The sequence below is a fragment of the Methylobacterium sp. C25 genome (genome assembly GCF_021352225.1).
Classification (GTDB): domain Bacteria; phylum Pseudomonadota; class Alphaproteobacteria; order Rhizobiales; family Beijerinckiaceae; genus Methylobacterium.
Genome location: NZ_JAAUVI010000001.1, coordinates 862,633 through 883,708 on the forward strand (window position 1 = coordinate 862,633; position 21,076 = coordinate 883,708).

Genomic DNA, 21,076 nt, shown 5'->3' on the forward strand with positions numbered 1-21,076 from the left:
CGGGACGCGCTCCCATCGGGAAGGTTCGACAGCAGCCGATCGTCAATGACGTCGACGTCGCGCGAATGAAATTCGCGCGCCCGCCGGCAGGGGCAGCCGGATGGCAGCTGACTCGTCAGCCGCGCCGGATGTTCGTGGTTATGGAGGAAATGGCGCGCCCTGCGGGAATCGAACCCGCCTTTTCAGCGTGAAAGGCTGACGTCCTAACCGATAGACGAAGGGCGCTTGCTCTGGGCGGGTCGGTCTATAGTCGGCTCGGGCGGCCACGGCAACGGTCTTCCGTTCAGGTCGGGCCGGCAAGGACGGCTTGACGTGACGGGCGGATGCCGGTCTGAGGCCGAGCGAGTTCATTTTCACGAGCGGTCCATGACATCCCGACGCGACGGTCCGCCCCGGTCTTCCGGCCCAGGCCGGTTCCGGTACCGGCCCCAGGGCCATCGGCCGGCCGGACCGGCAGCCCGCGAGGGGCTCGACCACGTCGTGCTCTACGGCTGGCATCCGGTCTCCGAGGCGCTGGCCAACACGGAGCGCGGTCTGCATCGGCTTCTCGCCACGGAGAACGGCGCGGCGCGCCTCCGCGAAGAGCTCGGCACGCTCCGCATCGAGCCCGAGCTGGTCAAGCCGAGCGCGATCAACGCGCTGCTCGGCCCCGACGCCGTGCATCAGGGGCTCTATCTCGAAGCCGAGCACCTGCCGGCGCCAGGGATCGATTCCGTGCCGCAGGACGCGCTGCTGGTGGCCCTCGACCAGATCACCGATCCACACAATGTCGGGGCAATCGTGCGCACGGCGGCGGCCTTCGGCGTCACGGCGATCGTCACCACCGCGCGGCATGCGCCGAACGCCACCGGCGTCATGGCGAAATCCGCCTCGGGCGGGCTGGAGCACGTGCCGTTGATCGTGGTGCGAAACCTCGCCGAGGCCCTGATCGCGCTGGGCGAGCGCGGCTTCACGCGGATCGGACTGGATTCGGAGGCCGATACGAATCTCGACGCCGTGAAGACCGCCGCGGGCATGGTCGTCGTGCTCGGCGCCGAGGGCAAGGGCCTGCGCCAGCGCACCCGCGAATGCTGCGACGTGCTCGCCCGCATCGATTTCACCGGGGCGATCCGCAGCGTGAACGTCTCGAATGCCGCTGCCATCAGTCTCTACGCGCTGACCCGCGGACGGTGATGTCGGAGGTGACCCCCGCGGCTGGCGCCGCAAGGGTCGTCCGCCGGATCTAGGCCGCGATCGCCTCCCGGACCTTGTGCGCGAGGCCTTCGAGGGTGAAGGGCTTGCCGATCAGCTTCACGTCCGCGTCGATCACGCCGTTATGGACGATGGCGTTGCGGGTGTAGCCCGTCGTGAACAGCACCTTGAGGTCCGGCCGGCGCAGTCGCGCGGCATCGACGAGTTGGCGCCCGTTCATCTCCGGCATCACCACGTCGGTGAAGAGCAGCGCGATGTCGGGATGGGCGTCGAGCAGGCGGAGCGCCGTGGCGCCGCCCTCGGCATGGATCACCGTGTAGTTCAGGTCACGCAGCACCTCGACGGTGAGGCGGCGCACGGCGGGCTCGTCCTCCACCACGAGGATGATCTCAGTTGGACTCCCCTCGGGGACGGCAGCGGCACGGCCAGTTGCCTTTGGAGCCACGACCTCGGCCGGGCCAGCGAGACGCGGCAGGTAGATCTTGACCGTCGTTCCGGTGCCGGGCTCGGAATAGATCTTCACGTGGCCCTCGGATTGCCGGACGAAGCCGAAGACCTGGCTGAGGCCCAGACCCGTGCCCTGGCCGACCTCCTTGGTGGTGAAGAACGGCTCGAAGGCCTTGGCCGCCACCTCGGGCGTCATGCCGGTGCCGGTATCGGTCACGGCGATCATCACGTACTGGCCCTGCGTGATGCCGAGATTGTCCGAGGCGTAGCCCTCGTCGATATACGCGTTGGCCGTCTCGATGGTCAGACGGCCGCCGGCCGGCATGGCGTCGCGGGCGTTGATGGCGAGGTTCAGGAGGGCGCTCTCGAGCTGGTGCGGATCGGCGCGCGTGCGCCAGAGGCCGCCGGCCTGGACCGTCTCGACCTGGACCGTCTCGCCGAGCGTGCGGCGCAGCAGCTCCGACATGCCGGAAACGAGCCGGTTCGGCTCGAGGAGCTCGGGCGCGAGCGGCTGCTTGCGGGCGAAGGCGAGGAGCCGATGCGTCAGCGTCGCGGCGCGGTTCGCGCCCTCCAGCCCCTGCTCGACATAGCGCTCGAATTGCCGCCCCGTGGCCGGCTCACCGCGATCCGACTGGCGCTTCAGCATGTTCAGGTTGCCGACGATGATCGCCAGCATGTTGTTGAAGTCGTGGGCGAGGCCGCCGGTGAGCTGGCCCATCGCCTCCATCTTTTGCGCCTGCCGCAGCTGGGCCTCGAGCCGGTCACGGTTGGCGTTGGCGACGACAAGCTCGTCGTTGGTCTCGCGCAGCGCCTCGTAGGCATTGGTCAGGCGGGCGTTGCGGCGGCGCGCGTCGGAGACGACGAAGGCCGCCAGTGCCACGATGAGGGCGACGGCAACGGCGATGGCGACCTCGACGATCACGGTCATCGCACCAGCGGATCGGCGCAGGTCGAGGATGTGCTGGCGCGTGCGGGCATCGAGCTTGTCGGCGAGCGCGCGGGCACGTTCCATCAACGCATTGCCGAGGCCGGTACGGACACGATTCAGGCTGCCTTCGACCTGCCCCGCCTTGCGCATCTCCACAGTCGTGCCGAGTTCGGAGAGCTTGTCCTTCATCAGCCGGCCGAAGGCGTCCAGGTCGGCAGCCTGGTCGGGCTCATCGACGAGGCCGGCACGGACACGGTCGAACCGGCTCTGCAGGGCTTCGATGGCATTCGTATAGGGGGCGAGATAGGCGACATCCCCGGTCAGCAGGTAGCCGCGCTGGCCGGTCTCGGCATCCTGGAGGCCGGAGAACAGGCTGACGATATCGCCGCGTACGTCGAGCAGGCGGCGCAGCTCGGCATCGCTCTGCTGCTGCGTGAAGACGAGCCAGGCCGTCGCCAGGACGATCGCGACCAGCAGCATGAAGCCGCCGATGAGGGGAGCGAGTGCCTTCGCCGTCGAACGCCGGAGGCGAACATCCACGGCATGCGACTCGATCTCGGTCATCAGACCTCGGGCGCCGCCGACCCGGGGCGCATTCAGAATAAACGGGTAGCGGCCTTGTCCGAATATCTCAAGTTGGCGTGCTGCGACTCCGCACTGTGAATCAGCGCCAGAACGGCCTCATCTCCACAAGAGCCTCGTGCGCGTCATCCGCCTTCTCGACGAGCTTCGTGGCGCGCGCGTCGGCCTCCGCATCGGCAGTGGTGAGGCCGACGGCGTACAGGGCCGCGCCGGACGGGGCCTCGCCCGCACCTTCATCCCGCGCCGCCACGAGACGGTCGGCGATCTGGTGGGCGGTGGAGAGGTCGTTCAGCGCGCCGAGATGGTCCTGCAGGTCCGACAGCGCGGCCACGAAGGCCTTGTGACGCTTGGCGGCCTTTTTCTCTGGAAAAAGCGGGCCGAAGAACTCGGCGCCGTAGCGCAGCTTCTTCGCGACGATCCTGACCTGGTGACGCTCCTCGGGTTCGAGCCGGGCGAGGTGATGGCCGCGCTTCTTCAGGCGGCGGCGCAGACGCTCCAGCACCGTGACGGCGAAGTCGCGGGCCGAGTGATCGCCGGCCTTTCCCGTGCGCCAGGCGCCGGTCTCGACCCATGTGACGAGGTCGATGATCAGGGCTCGCCAGGCCGGCCCGTCGAGAATCGCGAAAACCGCCGCATAGGCCTCCTCGCGTTCGGCGGAGAGGCGCTCGCGCAGATCGTCGAGGCCGGCCTCGCCGGGGCGGCGCGCGATCTCGCCGGGCAAGGTCTCGTCGAGGAAGACGTCGAGGTTGCGCGCGGTGCCGAACGGCTCGGTGACGCGCTTGATCGCCGCGCGCAGGTCCTCGGCCTTCTCGTCCTGTTCCAGCAACGGCTTGAACAGAGAGAAGGCCGATCGGAGCCGCCGCAGGGCGACGCGCATCTGGTGCAGGGCCTCGGGTGCGCGGCCGTGGCGGAACACATCCTCGTTGAGGCGCAAGTGACGCAGGCAGGCCTTGGCGACGGCGGCAAAGGCATCGCCCGCGTCGATCTCGGGATCGAGGTCGAAGCTGCCAGCCTTGCTCGGGTTGTGCAGCCGTTCGTCGATCAGGGCGTAGCCGCGCTCGCCCTTGCTCAGCACGCCGAGGCGCAGCGGCGCGCTCTCGCCGAGAGCGCTCGCCAGGGTGAACAGATCGGCGGCGCTCCCGTCTTCGAGTTCGAGCTCGACCTCGCAGAGCGGCGCGTCGCCCGCATCCGTCTCGACGCGGCCGGTATCGAGCGTCGCGACGATGCTGGACGAACCGTGCCGGATGGACCGCTGGCTGCGCTCGACGACGGTGCGAAACAGTCGCGACAGGGCGGCCGATTTTGCCTCGCCGAGAACGGCGGCGGCCGGCGTATCGGCGAGCAGGGCGACATCCGGCTCCTGCCCCGCGACGTCCCATTCCCACTCGCCCCGGTCGAACAGGCCGATGGCGGCAGGCGCCGCCGATTTCAGGGTCTGGATCGCGCGCTCGCCCTCGCGGCGCAGGCGAAGCGAGAGGCCGGCGGCGTGGAGGTCTCGGCCGGCCGTGTCGAAATAGGTGGTATCGAGGAGGCTGGTCGCGGCATCCTCCGCCTGAAGCAGGGGATGTCCCGCAAGCGGCGTCAGGTCAGGCCCATCGCATATCAGCTTCAGCTCGATCTCGCGCGGCGCCTTCATGCCGTTTTCCGTTCTCCATTCGCATGCCGCGCCCGTCGCACGGCCGGAACGCCGCGACGATCGAGTCGCCTGCCGGCGACGTCACTTGATCTGTAGCGGGACAGTCGCCGTTTCGCGAGGCCGTCTCCCGCCAGAAACGACCGCGGTGGAGGCGCGTTCCAGCGCCAGATCACGGGTCGAAATGTTGCCCGATGAAGCCTGATGCGATGGACGGGGACGGGGCTCGCCGTTAAGATTCCGCTCTCTTGTTTCCCGCCTGAGTCCGACGCCGATCCGTTCGCGACGGAAACGCTCTGACCTCGCTCATGCTGTCGGGAGGAAGGCCATGTCGGTCGTGACGCGCCGCGGAACGGTCAGCCTTCTATTCGGCCTGCTGCTGTCGGCTTCTGCCCTGGCGCAAACCGCGCCGGGCAACCCCTCCTGGACCGACCCGCCTACGCGCGGGGCGGAGGGTCCGAAGCCGGATATCGCCAAGCCCGAAACCAAGGCACCGGTCGCTGAAAAGGCACCCGCCGAGCCGACGCCCGCCGAGCGCGCGGCGACGACGCTCGGCGTGAAGCCGGTCGAGGCCGGCAAGCAAACTGCTTCGAATGGTACGGCACAGACCCATCGCCGCGTCGTGCGGCCACGGATGGTCGAGCGCCCGATGGTGATCACGCGACGCCGGGTCCACACCGCCGCACGCGTGATCCATCGTCGGTCCCATCAAGCCACGCGAGCGACGGCCCGGAATCTCGCCCTCGCTGCCGAATACAGGTCAGCCCGAAGACATGCCTCGATCTCATCGAGACGCCGTCTGGCGGAATGGGGCAACTTGATCGAAGAGAATCCGGCAAGTCGCGCCGCGGCAGCGCGCGGGCCCGGCTATGCAGCTACGCACATGCCTACAAACGGCGCCCCCCAGGGCCGCCGCTTCCAGTCTCGTCTACCGTTTGACGGCGCCGATTTCGGCGATCTCGACTGAGAATACCGCGACGAGCGGCAATTCAGCGGATGCGGCCCGGACGTGCAGGCTCGAACACGATTCGGCGGTGGAACGCGCACCAGCTCTTGCCGTCGGCCACGGGCGCACCGCAGCACACTGCCTGATCGCTCGGCTCTCCGATGATGAACTTGCATACGAAGGCGCCCGACTGCGCGAAGGGGACGCGCAGCTTTGCGGACGGCTCCGCGATAGGGTCGGCCTCGCTGATCTGCGACATGCGGACGAGCTGGTTCATGAACTTCGGACTCTTGGGGTGTGCCTGGATGCCCCCGGCGATCCGGCGGCGCGTACAATGTACGTCCTGCCCCAAGCCGGTTACGGGAATCTGCGACGTTCTTGGTGAATGCCGCGGAACCCTAACGGCTCCCTACCGGCAGCACCGGCGCGCAGGAGTCATGCTACTGTCATAGCTGGGATTCTTCGCTCGGGAAACAAGTCCCGGTTGCGGAAGAGTGCGGTGCACACAAAACGAAGGTGACCAAGAGCCGCACCGCACGCATGGCAGGCCCGTAAGCTGACCTTGGGCGTTCAGATCCGCCGCTCTTTTACACCCACGATTCGCCTAAAGTTTTCATCCCCGGCAAAACGGTTTGGAAGCTGTTTTCGTCACGGAACTGATATGTGCCCCTTGTAGGCATCGCCCGTCTTCCCAGCGGGACTATGCCATCATGTCGGATGCAATTGCAGCACCGCCGCCTCTTGCGGCCCAACACTCTCAGAGCAAAGGCGGTCCGCGCCTGGATCATGGCACGCATCCAGCCGGAATCATCGTTTTCCTGCTCATCCTGATCGCCGGCCTCGGCTATGCAGTCGTCAGCCTCATCGCCGACATGAACGCAGTCGGCGAGTCGCCGCTGGCCATCGGCGCCTTCGTGCTCCTCGGAATCGCCCTGCTCATCGCCCTCGGCTTCGAGTTCGTGAACGGCTTCCACGACACGGCCAACGCCGTGGCGACCGTCATCTATACCCACTCGCTGCCTCCGATGGTCGCGGTGGTCTGGTCGGGCACCTTCAACTTCCTCGGCGTGATGCTGTCGAGCGGCGCGGTCGCCTACGCCATCGTCACCCTGCTTCCTGTGGAGCTGATCCTCCAGGTCGGCTCGGGCGCAGGCTACGCGATGATCTTCTCGCTGCTCATCGCCGCCATTTTGTGGAACCTCGGCACCTGGGCCCTCGGCCTGCCGAACTCCTCCTCGCATGCGCTGATCGGCTCGGTGCTCGGCGTCGGCCTCGCCAACCAGCTCATGGGCGGCGGCGACGGCACGTCCGGCGTCGACTGGGGCCAGGCCTTCAAGGTGTTCCAGGCGCTTCTGTTCTCGCCGGTCTGCGGTTTCGTGCTGGCGGCCCTGCTGCTGCTCGCGCTGAAGTTCACCGTGAAGCGCAAGGATCTCTACGAGGCTCCGAAGGGCGAGACCCCTCCCCCGCTCTGGATCCGCGGCCTGCTGATCCTGACCTGCACGCTGGTCTCGTTCTTCCACGGCGGCAATGACGGCCAGAAGGGCATGGGCCTGATCATGCTGATCCTGATCGGTGCAGCCCCGACCGCTTACGCCCTCAACCGCACCATGTCGGATGCCACCACCCCGGCCTTCGTCCAGCAGTCGCAGACGGCGAGCACCTTGTTCGCGAGCCATGCCAAGGGCAGCTCGGTCGCCCCCGACGCGGAGTCGGCGCGCAAGATCGTCGGCGAAGCCCTGAAGTCCAAGCAGCTGAACACGCCGGACGTCTTCGCCGCGCTGTCGACGCTCTCCACCGACATCGCGAACTCGGTGAAGAACTACGGCTCGATCCGTCAGGTCCCGGCTGCCGCGACCTCGAACGTGCGTAACGACATGTACCTGGCCTCCGATGCGGTCCGCCTGCTTCCGGCCTCCGGCGCCACCCTGTCGGACGAAGAGAAGGGCACGCTCAAGTCCTATGGCACCCTGCTGAACGACGGCACGCGCTACATCCCGACCTGGGTGAAGGTCTGCGTGGCGCTCGCGCTCGGCCTGGGCACCATGGTCGGCTGGAAGCGCATCGTCGTCACCGTCGGCGAGAAGATCGGCAAGACCCACCTGACCTACGCGCAGGGCGCCTCGGCCGAACTCGTCGCCGCCGGCACCATCGGTCTCGCTGAGCTCTACGGGCTGCCGGTCTCGACGACGCACATCCTGTCGAGCGGCGTCGCCGGCTCGATGGCCGCCAACGGCTCCGGCCTGCAGGCTTCCACGGTCCGCAACATGGCGCTGGCCTGGGTGCTCACCCTGCCCGCCGCCATCACGCTGGCCGGCGGCCTGTTCTTCATCCTGCGCCACGTTTTCTGATCACCGACGCAGATCGAGACGGGAAGGCCCCGGGGCTCGCGCCCCGGGGCCTTTGCTTTTGGCCGCGACGTGAGGGATGAACAGCCATCTCCCGCGGCGTCGGAGCGGCACCGGAATGCGCGTCCTCGTCACCGGTTCGGCCGGTTTCATCGGCCACGCCCTGAGCCGCCGCCTGCTGAGCGAGGGGCACAACGTCACCGGCTTCGATGCCTTCTCCGACTATTACGACGTCGACCTGAAGCGTGCGCGTCATGCCGAGCTCGCCGCTTTCCCGGATTTCGAGCCGGTGGAAGCCCGGCTGGAGACGCCCGGCGCGCTCCTCGACACGGTGGCCCGCTTCCGACCGGAGATCGTGGTCCATCTCGCGGCCCAGGCCGGGGTTCGCTACAGCATCGAGAACCCGGGCGCCTATGTCGACGCGAACATCGTCGGCACCGCAAACCTGCTGGAGGCCGTACGGACGCATCCGGTGCGCCACCTGCTGCTCGCCTCGACCAGCTCGGCCTATGGCGGCGGCGCGACCTCGCCCTTTCGAGAGATCGACCGTGCGGTGACGCCCGTCTCCTTCTACGCGGCCACCAAGCTCGCGACGGAGGCGATGGCGCATTCCTACGCGCATCTCTTCGGAGTGCCGACGACGGCTTTGCGCTTCTTCACGGTCTATGGGCCCTGGGGCCGGCCGGACATGGCCCTGTTCCTGTTCACCCGGAAGATCCTGGCAGGCCAGCCGATCGAGGTCTTCTCCGGCGGCACGGCCGAGCGCGACTTCACCTATATCGACGATCTCGTCGAAGGCCTGATGCGGCTGATGAATTGCGTGCCGCCGAAACCCGGCGAGAGTGCCCCGATCGGCGCGGCCGACACGCTGAGCCCCGTCGCGCCCTATCGCCTCGTCAATATCGGCGGCGGACGGCCGGTGCGGCTCGGCCGGATGATCGACGTGCTGGAAGAGGCCCTGGGCCGGCCAGCGGAACGCATCCCCCTGCCCCTGCCGCCGGGCGACGTCACGGCCACGCGGGCGAGCACGGGGCTGCTGCAGGCGCTGATCGGCGCCGTGCCCGAAACGTCGATCGAGACCGGGATCCCGGCCTTCGTGCGCTGGTATCGCGATTTCTACCAGACGGATGTCGATCCCCTGGCCGAGCCGTCACGCTGAGCCGCATGCTCCCGACGCTCCGGCATTGACTCCGTCCTGATGCCCGATACTCCCCTGCGCATGGCTGGCAGCGCCGCCCGACCCAGAATGGACGTTTCCCGCACATGAACCCGGCGCCGGCTCCCGCCGCGCGGACCAAGTTGACGGTCCCGGAACGGCTGCGCGCCCTGGTGCGCGGAAGCGAGGCGGGCCTCGTCGCCCTCGCGGCGGTCATCGGCTGCATCGGCGGTGCGGCCGTCGCGGCGATGAGCGCGACGACGCAGCTCCTGCGCGAACTTCTCTTTCAAATTCCGCATGGCAGCCGCCTCAGCGCCATGCCCGATCTGCCGGCGATGGTCGCGCTCGCAGGCCCGACGATCGGGGGCGCCGTCTTCGGCCTTCTGACCTACCTCGTGGCGCGGCGGCGCGGCGGCCAAGGCCGCCGCCCCCTGATCGATCCGATCGAGGCCAACGCCCTGCATGGCGGCCGGATGTCGCTGCGCGACTCGGTCTACGTCGCCATCCAGAACATCATCTCGAACGGGTGCGGCGCCTCCGTCGGCCTCGAGGCGGGCTATACCCAGATCGCCGGCGGGATTGCCTCGCGCGCCGGCATCGCCTTCGGCCTGCGTCGCTCGGACCTGCGCACCCTCGTCGGCTGCGGCTCGGCCGCCGCCATCGCCGCCGCCTTCGGCTCGCCGCTGACCGGCGCCTTCTACGCCTACGAATTGATCATCGGCACTTACACCATCGCCACGCTGGCGCCGGTGGTGGTCGCCGCCTTCTGCGGCAGCCTCGTCGCGCAGGCCCTGGTCTCGCAGGCCGCCTTCGTCGACGTGAGGGCGCTTGTCGGGACCGTGCATCCCGGAATCACCGCGGCGGATACGCTGCCCTGTCTCGGGCTCGGCCTGATCTGCGCCGGCTGCGGCATCGCGATCATGCGCGGGGTCACGCTGGTCGAGCAGGGATTCCGCTGGATCGCGCTGCCGACGGCGCTGCGCCCGGCCCTCGGCGGTCTCTGCACCGGCGCTCTCGCGCTCGTCGCCACGCCGCAGGTGCTCTCCGGCGGCCACGGCGCCCTGCATTTCCACCTGTCCGAGACCGCGGCCGCGTTCAGCGCCTTCGGCATCGCGAGCCTGTTCGCGGCCAAGGCGGCGGCCTCGGCCATCTCGATCGGCTCGGGCTTTCGCGGTGGCCTGTTCTTCGCCTCGCTGTTGCTCGGCGCGCTCGCCGGGAAGCTGTTCTACGTGCTCGCGCCCGGCGTCAACGCCTTCGACATGACGGCGACCGCCTACGCCATCGTCGGCATGGCGGCACTCGCCGTGGCCATCGTCGGCGGCCCGCTGACCATGACCTTCCTGGCGCTGGAGATGACCGGCAGCTTCCCGCTCGCCGGCCTGGTGCTCGTGGCGGTGATCGCCTGCTCGCTCACCGTGCGGAAGATCTTCGGCTACTCCTTCGCGACCTGGCGCTTCCACCTGCGTGGCGAGAGCATCCGCAGCGCGCACGACATCGGCTGGATCCGCAACCTCACCGTCGGACGCCTGATGCGCAAGGAGGTGCAGACCGTCCCGCTCGACATGCCGCTGGAGGACTTCCTGCGCGAGCATCCCCTCGGCTCGCCCTCGCGGGTGGTGATGACCGATGCCAGGGAGCGCTATGCCGGGATCGTCCTGGTGCCGGAGGCTCATGCCCGGGCCCGGGAGGAGGGCGCCTCCCATCTCGCCGACCTCGTGCACCATGTCGACGACGTGCTGCTCACCGACATGAACGCCAAGCAGGCCATGGCCACCTTCGACCGCACGGAGAGCGAGGCGCTGGTGGTGGTCGACGGCACGGTGAGCCGGAAGGTCGTCGGCCTCCTCACCGAGAGCCACACGCTGCGCCGCTATTCCGAAGAGCTCGATCGCCAGAGGCAGGCTGTCGTCGGCGAGACGTCTTGACGCCGCCTCGCATCGGCGCAACTCCCCGCGCGGGGGATGCAGCGAGTCCGGAGAACGAGAATGGCCGCCTCTTCACGCAGCTACCGCATCGCGGTGATCCCCGGCGATGGCATCGGCAAGGAGGTCGTGCCCGAGGGCGTGCGCGTGCTGGAGGCGGCTGCCAAGCGCCATGGCTTCACGCTGCAGCAGGACTGGTTCGATTTCGCCTCCTGCGACTACTACGAAAGACACGGCCGCATGATGCCGGAGGACTGGAAGGCGCAGATCTCCGGCCACGACGCGATCTTCTTCGGCGCTGTCGGCATGCCGGAGCGGGTGCCCGACCACATCTCGCTCTGGGGCTCGCTGATCCAGTTCCGGCGCGAGTTCGACCAGTACGCCAACCTGCGTCCCGTCCGCCTGATGCCGGGCGTGAAGAGCCCGCTGGCCGATCGCAAGCCGGGCGACATCGACTTCTGGGTGGTCCGCGAGAACACCGAGGGCGAGTACTCGAATGCGGGCGGGCGCATGTTCGCCGGCACCGACCGCGAATTCGCCATGCAGGAGACGGTGATGACGCGCTACGGCGTCGACCGCATCCTGCGCTTCGCCTTCAACCTCGCGCAGTCACGGCCGAAGAAGCACCTGACCTCGGCCACCAAGTCGAACGGCATCTCGATCACGATGCCCTACTGGGACGAGCGCGTTCACGCCGTCTCGCGCGACTTCCCGGACGTGCGCTGGGATCAATACCATATCGACATCCTGACCGCGCATTTCGTGCTGAATCCGGATCGATTCGACGTCGTGGTCGCCTCGAACCTGTTCGGCGACATCCTCTCCGATCTCGGCCCGGCCTGCACCGGCACGATCGGCATCGCGCCCGCGGGCAACATCAACCCGGAGCGGCTGCACCCGTCGGTCTTCGAGCCGGTCCACGGGTCGGCCCCGGACATTGCGGGCCAGGGCATCGCCAATCCGATCGGCCAGATCTGGTCCGGCGCGATGATGCTCGAGCATCTCGGGGAAAAGGCGGCCGCGGACGAGATCGTCGCCGCGATCGAGCGCGTGCTTGCCGAGCGGACGCTCCGCACGCGCGATCTCGGCGGCAATGCCGATACCGAGAGCTGCGGGGAGGCCGTCGTTCAGGCGATCGGCTGACGGAGCCGCGTCAGGCCCGGAGACCGACCCGGCTCTGCTGGAACGGCACGAAGCCCGGCAGGGCCTCGACCCGCTTCAGCCAGGCCAGGACGTTGGCATAGCCGGACAGGTCGACATCGCCCTCCGGCGCGTTCGCGATGTAGCTGTAGCAGGCGGCGTCGGCCGCGGTCGGGCGTGACAGCGCGATCCAGTCGCGCTCCGCCAGCTCGGCGTCGATGACCTCGAGGATCGCGTGGGCGCGCTCGATCGCCTCCGGTGGATTGGACTTGGCGCCGAACAGGGTGATCAGCCGGGCCATGCAGGGCCCGTTGAAGATCTGGCCGGTGGAGATCGAGAGCCAGCGCTGCACGGTGGCGGCCTCCGCCGGATCCTCCGGCAGCCAGTCCGTCTTCCCGAATTTCTTCGCGGCATAGACCATGATCGCGATCGAATCCGGCACCACCACGTCGCCATCGACCAGCACGGGCACCTGCCCGAGCCGATTGAGCTTCAGGAAGCTCTCCGTCTTGTGCTCGCCCTGCGCGAGGTTGAGCACGACGAGCTCGTGCGGGATGCCGGCGAGCGACAGGAAGAGATGCGCGCGGTGGGCGTGGCCCGAGAGCGGAGCGAAATAGAGCTTCATGTGGGCCTCCGGGAGCGACCAGGCGTGCAATGATGATGGCGAGCATGTCCGGTTCGCCGCGCGCTGATAAGAGCCGCCAGCGGCAATGGATTGTTTCGCCGTTTGCAACAGTGACACTTCGCCGAGAGCGCAGCGGACACCCGAAGCCGCTGAATTTCAGCAAAAGCTGTTCGTTCAGAAATTACAGTGACGTGTTGCTCCTCGTGCCGACGAGCGCCGGCAGCCCCTCCTCCGCCCGGATCATGTCGATGAGCTGGCGCAGGCCCGGCGGCAGTTGGCGCCGGCTCGGATAGTAGATCGTGAACGGCGGTCCCTCGGAGGCCCAGTCCGGCAGCACGATCTCCAGGGCGCCGGAGCGCACCTCTTCCGCGACGCGCCGCGCCAGGCAATAGGCGAAGCCGACTCCGCGGATGGCGGCGTCCACCGAGTGCTCGGTCTCGTTGGCGCAGGCCGGCCCACGCACGTCGACCTGGACGAGGTTCTCGCCATTGCCGAGCTCCCACGGAAAGCTGCTGTTGTCGCCGACACGCATCTGCACGCAGGGCAGCCGGGCGAGATCCTGCGGCCGCTCCGGCCTGCCGTGGCGGGCGATGAGATCGGGCGAGGCCACCACCACCCAGTCGAGCGGCGCCGTCAGGGCGATGCCGACCATGTCGTGCGGCACCCGGTCTCCGTAGCGGATGCCGGCATCGAAGCCCTCGCCGACGACGTCGACCATGCGGTCGTCGACCGTCACGTCGAGATGGATGTCCGGGAAGGCGTCGACATAGCGGCGCAGCACCGGCCCGAGCACGAGGCGCGCGGCATCGCGCAGGACGTTGAGCCGCAGCCGTCCCATCGGAAACTGCCGATGCTGTTCCAGGGTCGTCAGCGCGTCGCGGATCGTCTGGAAGCCGTCGTCGAGCTGCGCGGCGAGGTTCGCTCCGGCCTGGGTCGGCCTGATCGAACGACTGGTGCGGTTGATGAGCCTGACACCGAGATCGCCTTCGAGCTTCCGCAGGCGATGGCTGAGCGCCGAGGTGCTCACGCCCAGCTCGATCGCCGCCTGCGTCATGCTCCCCCGGCGAATGATCGTCAGGAAGACGTTGAGGTCAGCCAGCATCGCCCGATCGAAGGTTCGCATCGACCGTCTCCCGCTCCCACCGCTCCGGCTCACAGCTTCATTGAGCTCAGCTCAACAAACCAGCCCTTACGCGGCGCGTTTGATGAACCATACTCAATGCCAGCAACGAAAGGAGCCAACGATGGACACGATTCCTCTCGGACGATCCGGCCAGAAGATCTCCCGCTACGTGCTCGGCACGCTGACCTTCGCCGGCACCAACGGCTTCGAGACCCTCGGCAGCATCGACGTCGCGCAGGGCAAGCGCCTCGTCGACCGGGCGATCGAGGCCGGCGTGAACGCCTTCGACACCGCAAACCTGTACTCGAAGGGCGATGCCGAGAGCGTGCTCGGCGAGGTCCTGCAGGGCCGGCGCGACAAGCTGCTGGTCTTCAGCAAGGGCCGCTCGGAGGTCGAGGACGGGCCGAATGGCGGTGGCGCCTCGCGCCATCACCTCAACGCGCAGCTCGAGGCCTCGCTGCGGCGGCTGCGGACCGACTGGCTCGATCTCTACTTCGTCCACCAGTGGGACGGCGTCACGCCGATCGAGGAGACGGTCGAGACGATGTCGGGCTTCGTGAAGTCCGGCAAGATCCGCTACTGGGGTGTCTCGAACTACAGCGGCTGGGCCCTCGCCAAGACGGCGATGATCGCGCAGGCCCCCGGTTTCGTGCCGCCGGTCGCGCACCAGATCTACTACACGCCCGAGGCCCGCGAGGCCGAGTACGAGCTGATCCCGGCGGGCGACGAGCTCGGCATCGGCGCCATGGTCTGGAGTCCCCTCGGCCAGGGCCTGTTCGGCGGCCGCGTGAGCGCGGATGGCGCCGCGCCTAACGGCACCCGCCAGGGCACCGCGGGCTGGCGCGAGCCCTATGTCGCCGATCCGGCGCGCTTCACGCGTGTCCTGAAGGCGGTCGAGACCGTCGCGACGGAAACCGGGCGCTCGGTGCCGCAGGTGACGCTCGCCTGGCTGCGCGACCGGCCCGGCATTGGTTCGATCGTGCTCGGCGCCCGTGACGAGAACCAGCTCGCCGACAACCTCGCCTCGGCGGACCTGACGCTCTCGCCGGAGCAGGCGGCGCGGATCGAAGCCGCCGGGCGGCCTCAGCCGATCTACCCCTACTGGCACCGCGCCATGTGGGGCCTCGACCGGCCGACGCCCTCCGAGCGCGGCTACCTCGAACAGCACCGCCAGACCCTCGGCCTCTGATGCCACCGATCAGCGAAAGGAGTTCGCGATGACCCAGTCCAGCAACAGCAACCGCCGCGAGATCCTCGGCCTCGCCGGCGCCACCGCCGCCGCTCTCGCGGTGCCCGGCCTCTCGGCACAGGCCGCGGCGCCGGCCTCGAGGGCCAACGGCAGCGCGCTGCGTGCCCGGGAGATCTTCAAGCCCCCCTTCCGCTTCGGCCTCGGCGGCGTGCCGCTCGGCAACGAGTTCGCCGTCGTCACCGACGAGGATGCGCAGGATACGCTCGATGCCGCCTGGAAAGCCGGCACGCGCTACTTCGACACGTCGCCCTGGTACGGGCTCGGCCTCGCCGAGCGCCGCTTCGGGCAGTTCCTGCACGGCCAGGACCGCGACAGCTTCCTGATCTCGACCAAGGTCGGGAAACTGCTCAAGGCCTCGCCGAAGAACGATGCCGCCTCGCTCTTCCCGTACGGCACCTCGCCGAACAACGTGGTCTTCGACTACACCGCCGACGGCGTGCGCCGCTCGATCGAGGACAGCCTGCAGCGGATGGGGCTCGACCGGATCGACGTCGTGTTCGTGCACGACATTTCGGCCGACAACGCGCTCCTGCCGACGCCGTGGCCCGAGCAGTTCGCCATCGCGCTGAAGGGCGCCTTCCCGGCACTGTCGAAGATGCGCGAGGAGGGCCTGATCCGCGGCTGGGGCATCGGCGTGAACACGCCGGAGCCGATCCTGCGGGTGATGCGGGAATCCGATCCGGACGTGTGCCTGCTCGCCTCGCAATACTCGCTGATCGACCATGCCAACGCGCTGAACAACGTCTTCCCGGTGGCGCGCGAGAAGGGCGTCGGCTTCGTGGTCGGCTCCTCGCTCAATGCCGGCTTCATCTCCGGCAGCCCGCGCTACAATTACGGCAAGACCTCCTGGAACATCGCTCCGGCGCATCTCGCCAAGCGGGAGCGGCTCCGGGCGGTCGCCGGCCAGTTCGGCGTCGACCTGCGCACGGCGGCGCTGCAGTTCTCGGCCGCCCCCGACCTCGCCCTCTCGCTCATCGTCGGCGCGCATACGGAGGCGCAGGCCCTCGCCAACGCCACCTCGATGAAGGCGACCGTGCCGCCCGAGTTCTGGGCCGAGCTGAAGAAGCAGGGGCTGATCGAGCAGAACGCCCCGGTTCCGGGCGCGGCCTGACCGGATGCAGCCGGGAACGCCGGTCAATGTGATCGGCGTTCCCGGCCTGCCACCGCCGTCATGGCTTTTCGGCGGGATGGCCCGGCGCTAGATCGCGGGCATCAGGAGGCCCGCCCATGAGACCCGTCGTCATTGCCGTCGCCATCACCGGATCGGTGCCGCGCAAGAAGGACAACCCGACGCTTCCGGTGACGCCGGCCGAGCAGATCGAGTCGACCCATGCGGCCTACGAGGCCGGCGCTTCGCTGGTGCACATCCACGTGCGCAACCCGGACGAGACGCCCTCCTCCGATCCGGATCTCTTCGCGCAGGTCCAGGAGGGCGTGCGCAAGCATTGCCCGGACATGATCGTGCAATTCTCGACGGGCGGGCGCGGGCGCGATCCGGCGGCGCGGGGCCTCTCGCTGCAGCACCGGCCGGACATGGCCTCGCTCTCCACCGGCTCGGTGAACTTTCCGACCATCGTCTACGAGAACCCGGCCGCGCTGGTGACCGATCTCGCCGGCGGCATGAAGCAGTACGGCGTGCGGCCCGAGATCGAGATCTTCGACCTATCGCACCTGCACGGTGCGCGACGCCTGCTCGACGAGGGGCTGATGGACGGTTCGCCCCACGTGCAGTTCGTGATGGGCGTGAAGAACGCGCTGCCGGCCAAGAAGCGGCTGCTCGACATCCTGCTCGCCGAGCTGAAGCGCGTGTTGCCGATGGCGACCTGGACGGCCGCCGGCATCGGCCGTCATCAGAGCGAAGTGATGGGTTGGGCCCTGGAGCGCGGCGCCGACGGCGTCCGCACCGGGCTCGAGGACAACATCCGCCTCTCGAAGACCAAGCTCGCCAACGGCAATGCCGACCTCGTGCGGGTGGCCGTCGAACTCTGCGCCCAACACGACGCCCGCCCGGCGACGCCGCGCGAGGCGCGCGGCATGCTCGGCCTGCACTGACGAAAAAGGAGCGGCCCGCGAAGGCCGCTCCCCTGAGATTGCTGGATGTTGGCAGCGCGCCGTCAGGCGGCGACCATCCTGGCCGGCTTCTGACCGAGCGCCTCCTCGACGGTGCCGTCGCCGTCGAGATAGCCGTGCTTCTTCGGATTCGGCATGATCAGCGAGGCGATGAAGCCGATGCCGAGCATCACGGTCACGTACCAGAAGAACGAGCTCTCCATGCCCACCTCCTTCAGGTACAGCGCCACCGCCTCGGCCGTGCCGCCGAAGAGCGAGTTCGCCACCGCGTAGGACAGGCCGACGCCCAGCGCGCGGACATGGGTCGGGAACAGCTCGGCTTTCACGATGCCGCTGATGCCGGTGTAGAAGCTGATCACCGCCATGCCGATCATGATCAGGCCGAAGGACGCATAGGGGTCCTTCGTCGCGCCGATCGCCGTCATCAGCGGCACCACCATCAGGGTGCCGAGGCCGCTATAGAGCAGCATGTTGGCCTTGCGCCCGATCTTGTCGGAGAGCCATCCGAAGATCGGCTGGATCAGCATGTACACCAGCAGGCACGCCGTCATGATGCGCGACGCCGTGACGGTCTCGATATGGGCCGAGTTCACGAGGTACTTCTGCATGTACGTCGTGAAGGTGTAGAAGCTCAGCGAGCCGCCGGCGGTGTAGGCCACCACCACGGCGAAGGCCCGCCAGTGCTTGAACAGGGCCGAGAAGGTGCCGGATTCCTTCGATTCCAGGTCCTTCTTCGTGGCCGTCTCGGCGAGCGAGGAGCGCAGGAACAGCGCGACGAGGGCCGCCAGGGCGCCGATCACGAAGGGGATGCGCCAGCCGTAATCCATCAGCTCCTGCTTGGTCATGAAGGTCTGCAGGATGATGAGCACGAGCGAGGCGAGCAGCTGGCCGCCGATCAGCGTCACGTACTGGAACGAGGCGTAGAAGCCGCGGCTGCCCTTGGTGGCGACCTCGCTCATGTAGGTGGCGCTGGTGCCGTACTCGCCGCCGACCGAGAGGCCCTGCACCATGCGGGCGATCAGCAGCAGGATGGGCGCCGCGGCGCCGACGGTGGCGTAGGTCGGCAGCACGGCGATGGCGAGGGAGCCGCCGCACATCATCAGCACCGAGATCATCATCGATGTACGGCGACCGAGCCGGTCCGCGAGACGGCCGAACAGCCAGCCGCCGATCGGCCGCATGAAGAAGCCCACTGCAAAGACCGCCGCCGATTTCAGGAGCTGGCTGGTGCCGTCGCTCGCCGGGAAGAAGACCGGCGCGAAGTACAGCGCGAAGAAGGCGTAGCAGTAGAAGTCATACCACTCGACGAGGTTGCCTGAGGACGAGCCGACGATGGCCAGGATGCGGCGGCGGCGATCTTCCGGATCGTCCGGCTGTGTCGGCGCGATCGAGATGGCGTCGGTCATCATTCCTCCAAGGCGGCCTTATCGCCGGCTGCTGTTTTGCCGGGACGGTTGCGCAAACCGGCACTCGGCACAAGCCCTTAGCCGTCATCGTCCGCATCTTGAATGCAGTCGTGGAAATGATCGCTGTGGTACTGTGGCTCGCTTTCGACGCCGCCCTATTCTGGCACACGCATCCAAGCCGCCAGCTTTGACGGATCACCGGCCGTGTCGAACGCTCCTGCTCCACCGCTCAACGGCATCCTCGAAACCGCGCTCTATGTCGACGACATGCCGCGCGCCCGCGCCTTCTACGAGGACGTGCTGGGCTTGAGGCCGATGGTCGAGGACAGCCGGCTCGTCGCCTACCCGGTCGCGCAGGGCAGCGTCCTGCTGCTGTTCCACCGCGGCAGCACGCTCGCGCCGGTGACGCTGCCGGGCGGCGTGGTTCCGCCGCATGACGGATCCGGACCCCTGCACATGGCCTTCGCCATACCGGCCGAGAGCCTGGACGCATGGCGCACTCGGCTCGATGCGCACGAGGTCGCCATCGAGAGCCGGGTTGCCTGGCCAAAGGGCGGGACCAGCCTCTACTTTCGCGATCCCGACGGGCATGCGCTCGAACTCGCCACGCCGGGGCTCTGGGCAAACTATTGAGCGCCGCCGTTTCGGCCGCCGGATTTATGGCAACGCTTCCCGCGCTAGATGGCCCCTTCGCGGCGGGATCCATCCGGCCGCACATGGTCGCAATCAGGGGACACCGACAGCACATGCAGCGACACTCAGCTCTGGCTCTTGGCGCATTCGCGATGAGCCAGCTCGCTCAGCCCGCTTCGGCTGCCGACGACTTCACCTTCGATTACCGCATCGAGCGGGCCAGCGCGGCCAAGTTGAGCATCGACACCTGCGCGGAGATCACGAAGCGGACGACGCAGGCACCGGGCTATGTGCAGTCGGTCAACCGCGAGGCCGGCAAGCTCGTAACCATCACGGGTGGCCCCGCGGCCGGTGGCTCCGCCTTCATCGTCCACTGCATCGCCTCCGACGATAAGACGGTCTACGTTGTGCAGGCGCTCGACTACCGGGGCCGGAAGACGGAAGCCGCCGCCTTCGCAGACAAGATCCGCGACGCTCTGAAGGCCGGCGAGTAGGGTCGGGCCGGGATACGCCCCTGGCTCGGCTTCGAGCCTGGGGGCGACCTCTGCATCGCTCGGTCGGCCGCAAAGCTTTGCAGACGAGCCAAGATATCGACGAGCTTGACCAAGATCGTCGGTCATCCATCAGTCGTTTCACATTTTATTCGGAACGGTTTTTCCGAGCTCTTCGTTGCGAGCCTCGAAACGGTTGCCTGAAGGCGGCCGTCATCATCTTGAAAAAGGGATCAGCGGCGATGAACAAGCTCTTTCGGGGCACGATGACGGCTGCCTTGATCGCAGTCGGCGCAACGACGGCCTTTGCGCAAGGCGGTGGTGCAGGCGGTGCGGGCGGCGGGGGAGCCGGGGTTGGCGCCGGTGGTGCGGGCGGTGGCGCCGCAGGAGGAGCGGGTGGTGCTCGCGGCGGCGGCGAGATGGGCGGCGGAGCTGCCGGCGGCGCACGCGGCGGTGAGATGGGCGGGGCCGGCGGGGGAGCACGTGGCGGTGCTGCTGGAGGAGCCTCGTCTCGCGGAGAGGAAGGTGGCGCGCGTGGCGGCGCGGCCGGCCGTGAAGACGGCGCGTCGGGCGAGAAGGGCGGCAAGCCCGGCATGGCCGGCGAGAAGGGCGGTCGCGATGCGCAAGGCGAGCGCGACGGCAAGATGGGCAAGGGTGAATCCGGCGAGAGAGGCAAGGGCGAGGCAGGCGAGAAGAGCGGCCGTGGCGAGACAGGTGGCCGCGCAGGCGGTGGCGAGCGCGGCGGACGCGGTCAGGCCGCAGGCGCTTCGAAAAGCCTGACCACGACCCAGCGCACCGAGTTCCGCTCGACGATCACCAAGTCGGGCGTGCGCCCCCTGACCAACGTGAACTTCAGCGTCAGCGTCGGCACCGCGATCCCGCGCTCGGTCCGGCTCAACCCGCTGCCGGCGACGATCCTCACGCTGGTCCCGGCCTATCGCGGCTACGACTACGTGCTAGTCGGCGACGACATCGTGATCATCGATCCCGACACCTATGAGATCATCGACGTCATTCCGGCCTGATACCGGCGGATCGATCATGGAAGGGCGGGGCTTTGGCTTCGCCCTTTTTCGTCGCCTCAACTGGGGCGTTTAGGCCGCTTTTTCGCAACGCTTGCTTCCGGGATCGTCTCGGTGCGGCCATCTCAGGGGCGAAGAAGGCAGCGAAGCGGCAGCCACGCGCCTCA

Annotated in this window: 18 protein-coding genes and 1 tRNA gene; 12 read left to right on the plus strand and 7 right to left on the minus strand. The window is 68.2% G+C overall.

The window, feature by feature from the left end; translation table 11 throughout:
* Positions 1-150 precede the first annotated feature (150 nt).
* Positions 151-225 (minus strand) — tRNA-Glu (locus HCU64_RS04090).
* Positions 226-366: 141 nt separating this feature from the next.
* On the opposite strand from HCU64_RS04090, the gene HCU64_RS04095 reads away from it, so the two are divergent.
* Positions 367-1,173 (plus strand): TrmH family RNA methyltransferase, encoded by an 807-nt coding sequence (locus tag HCU64_RS04095; RefSeq protein WP_233382482.1) that lies wholly within the window; start codon positions 367-369, stop codon positions 1,171-1,173.
* Positions 1,174-1,222: 49 nt separating this feature from the next.
* Here the strand turns inward: HCU64_RS04095 and HCU64_RS04100 are convergent, their stop codons facing one another.
* Both HCU64_RS04100 and HCU64_RS04105 read right to left on the minus strand, forming a co-directional pair.
* Positions 1,223-3,130, minus strand: a complete 1,908-nt coding sequence (locus HCU64_RS04100) for a CHASE3 domain-containing protein (RefSeq protein ID WP_233382483.1) — start codon at positions 3,128-3,130, stop codon at positions 1,223-1,225.
* Between the two features lie 100 nt (positions 3,131-3,230).
* Positions 3,231-4,784: a CYTH and CHAD domain-containing protein gene (locus HCU64_RS04105; RefSeq protein WP_233382484.1), complete on the minus strand. Its 1,554-nt coding sequence runs from the start codon at positions 4,782-4,784 to the stop codon at positions 3,231-3,233.
* A gap of 325 nt (positions 4,785-5,109) precedes the next feature.
* On the opposite strand from HCU64_RS04105, the gene HCU64_RS04110 reads away from it, so the two are divergent.
* On the plus strand, positions 5,110-5,748 hold the full coding sequence (locus HCU64_RS04110) for a hypothetical protein (RefSeq protein WP_233382485.1): 639 nt from the start codon (positions 5,110-5,112) through the stop codon (positions 5,746-5,748).
* A 22-nt stretch (positions 5,749-5,770) separates the two neighbouring features.
* Here the strand turns inward: HCU64_RS04110 and HCU64_RS04115 are convergent, their stop codons facing one another.
* Positions 5,771-6,004 carry a GcrA family cell cycle regulator gene (locus HCU64_RS04115; protein ID WP_233382486.1) on the minus strand — a complete coding sequence of 78 codons (234 nt, stop codon included), beginning with the start codon at positions 6,002-6,004 and terminating at the stop codon, positions 5,771-5,773.
* Positions 6,005-6,437: 433 nt separating this feature from the next.
* Here HCU64_RS04115 and HCU64_RS04120 point away from each other — a divergent pair, with 433 nt between their 5' ends.
* From HCU64_RS04120 to HCU64_RS04135, 4 genes are all read left to right on the plus strand, one after another.
* Positions 6,438-8,075: an inorganic phosphate transporter gene (locus HCU64_RS04120; protein ID WP_233382487.1), complete on the plus strand. Its 1,638-nt coding sequence runs from the start codon at positions 6,438-6,440 to the stop codon at positions 8,073-8,075.
* 115 nt (positions 8,076-8,190) lie between these two features.
* The gene (locus HCU64_RS04125; RefSeq protein WP_233382488.1) at positions 8,191-9,231 is read left to right on the plus strand and encodes an NAD-dependent epimerase/dehydratase family protein; all 1,041 of its coding nucleotides are present in this window, start codon (positions 8,191-8,193) and stop codon (positions 9,229-9,231) included.
* A 104-nt stretch (positions 9,232-9,335) separates the two neighbouring features.
* On the plus strand, positions 9,336-11,153 hold the full coding sequence (locus tag HCU64_RS04130) for a chloride channel protein (protein ID WP_233382489.1): 1,818 nt from the start codon (positions 9,336-9,338) through the stop codon (positions 11,151-11,153).
* A gap of 60 nt (positions 11,154-11,213) precedes the next feature.
* Positions 11,214-12,293 (plus strand): tartrate dehydrogenase, encoded by a 1,080-nt coding sequence (locus tag HCU64_RS04135; RefSeq protein ID WP_233382490.1) that lies wholly within the window; start codon positions 11,214-11,216, stop codon positions 12,291-12,293.
* 10 nt (positions 12,294-12,303) lie between these two features.
* Here the strand turns inward: HCU64_RS04135 and HCU64_RS04140 are convergent, their stop codons facing one another.
* The gene (locus HCU64_RS04140) at positions 12,304-12,915 is read right to left on the minus strand and encodes a glutathione S-transferase family protein (protein ID WP_233382491.1); all 612 of its coding nucleotides are present in this window, start codon (positions 12,913-12,915) and stop codon (positions 12,304-12,306) included.
* A 181-nt stretch (positions 12,916-13,096) separates the two neighbouring features.
* Positions 13,097-14,038, minus strand: coding sequence for a LysR family transcriptional regulator (locus tag HCU64_RS04145; protein ID WP_233382492.1), 942 nt, complete (start codon positions 14,036-14,038; stop codon positions 13,097-13,099).
* 121 nt (positions 14,039-14,159) lie between these two features.
* Between HCU64_RS04145 and HCU64_RS04150 the strand changes: the two genes are divergently transcribed.
* The 3 genes from HCU64_RS04150 (at position 14,160) to HCU64_RS04160 (ending at position 17,339) form a co-directional block, all read left to right on the plus strand.
* Positions 14,160-15,227, plus strand: a complete 1,068-nt coding sequence (locus tag HCU64_RS04150; RefSeq protein ID WP_233382493.1) for an aldo/keto reductase — start codon at positions 14,160-14,162, stop codon at positions 15,225-15,227.
* Between the two features lie 28 nt (positions 15,228-15,255).
* Positions 15,256-16,398 (plus strand): aldo/keto reductase, encoded by a 1,143-nt coding sequence (locus tag HCU64_RS04155; protein WP_233382494.1) that lies wholly within the window; start codon positions 15,256-15,258, stop codon positions 16,396-16,398.
* A 116-nt stretch (positions 16,399-16,514) separates the two neighbouring features.
* On the plus strand, positions 16,515-17,339 hold the full coding sequence (locus tag HCU64_RS04160; RefSeq protein ID WP_233382495.1) for a 3-keto-5-aminohexanoate cleavage protein: 825 nt from the start codon (positions 16,515-16,517) through the stop codon (positions 17,337-17,339).
* Between the two features lie 62 nt (positions 17,340-17,401).
* On the opposite strand, the gene HCU64_RS04165 is transcribed toward HCU64_RS04160, so the two are convergent.
* Positions 17,402-18,763, minus strand: coding sequence for an MFS family transporter (locus tag HCU64_RS04165; protein WP_233382496.1), 1,362 nt, complete (start codon positions 18,761-18,763; stop codon positions 17,402-17,404).
* A 204-nt stretch (positions 18,764-18,967) separates the two neighbouring features.
* On the opposite strand from HCU64_RS04165, the gene HCU64_RS04170 reads away from it, so the two are divergent.
* The 3 genes from HCU64_RS04170 (at position 18,968) to HCU64_RS04180 (ending at position 20,912) form a co-directional block, all read left to right on the plus strand.
* Positions 18,968-19,396 (plus strand): VOC family protein, encoded by a 429-nt coding sequence (locus tag HCU64_RS04170; protein WP_325169947.1) that lies wholly within the window; start codon positions 18,968-18,970, stop codon positions 19,394-19,396.
* A 152-nt stretch (positions 19,397-19,548) separates the two neighbouring features.
* Positions 19,549-19,890 (plus strand): DUF6180 family protein, encoded by a 342-nt coding sequence (locus HCU64_RS04175; protein WP_233382497.1) that lies wholly within the window; start codon positions 19,549-19,551, stop codon positions 19,888-19,890.
* Between the two features lie 239 nt (positions 19,891-20,129).
* On the plus strand, positions 20,130-20,912 hold the full coding sequence (locus HCU64_RS04180; protein ID WP_233382498.1) for a DUF1236 domain-containing protein: 783 nt from the start codon (positions 20,130-20,132) through the stop codon (positions 20,910-20,912).
* The last annotated feature ends 164 nt before the right edge of the window (positions 20,913-21,076 follow it).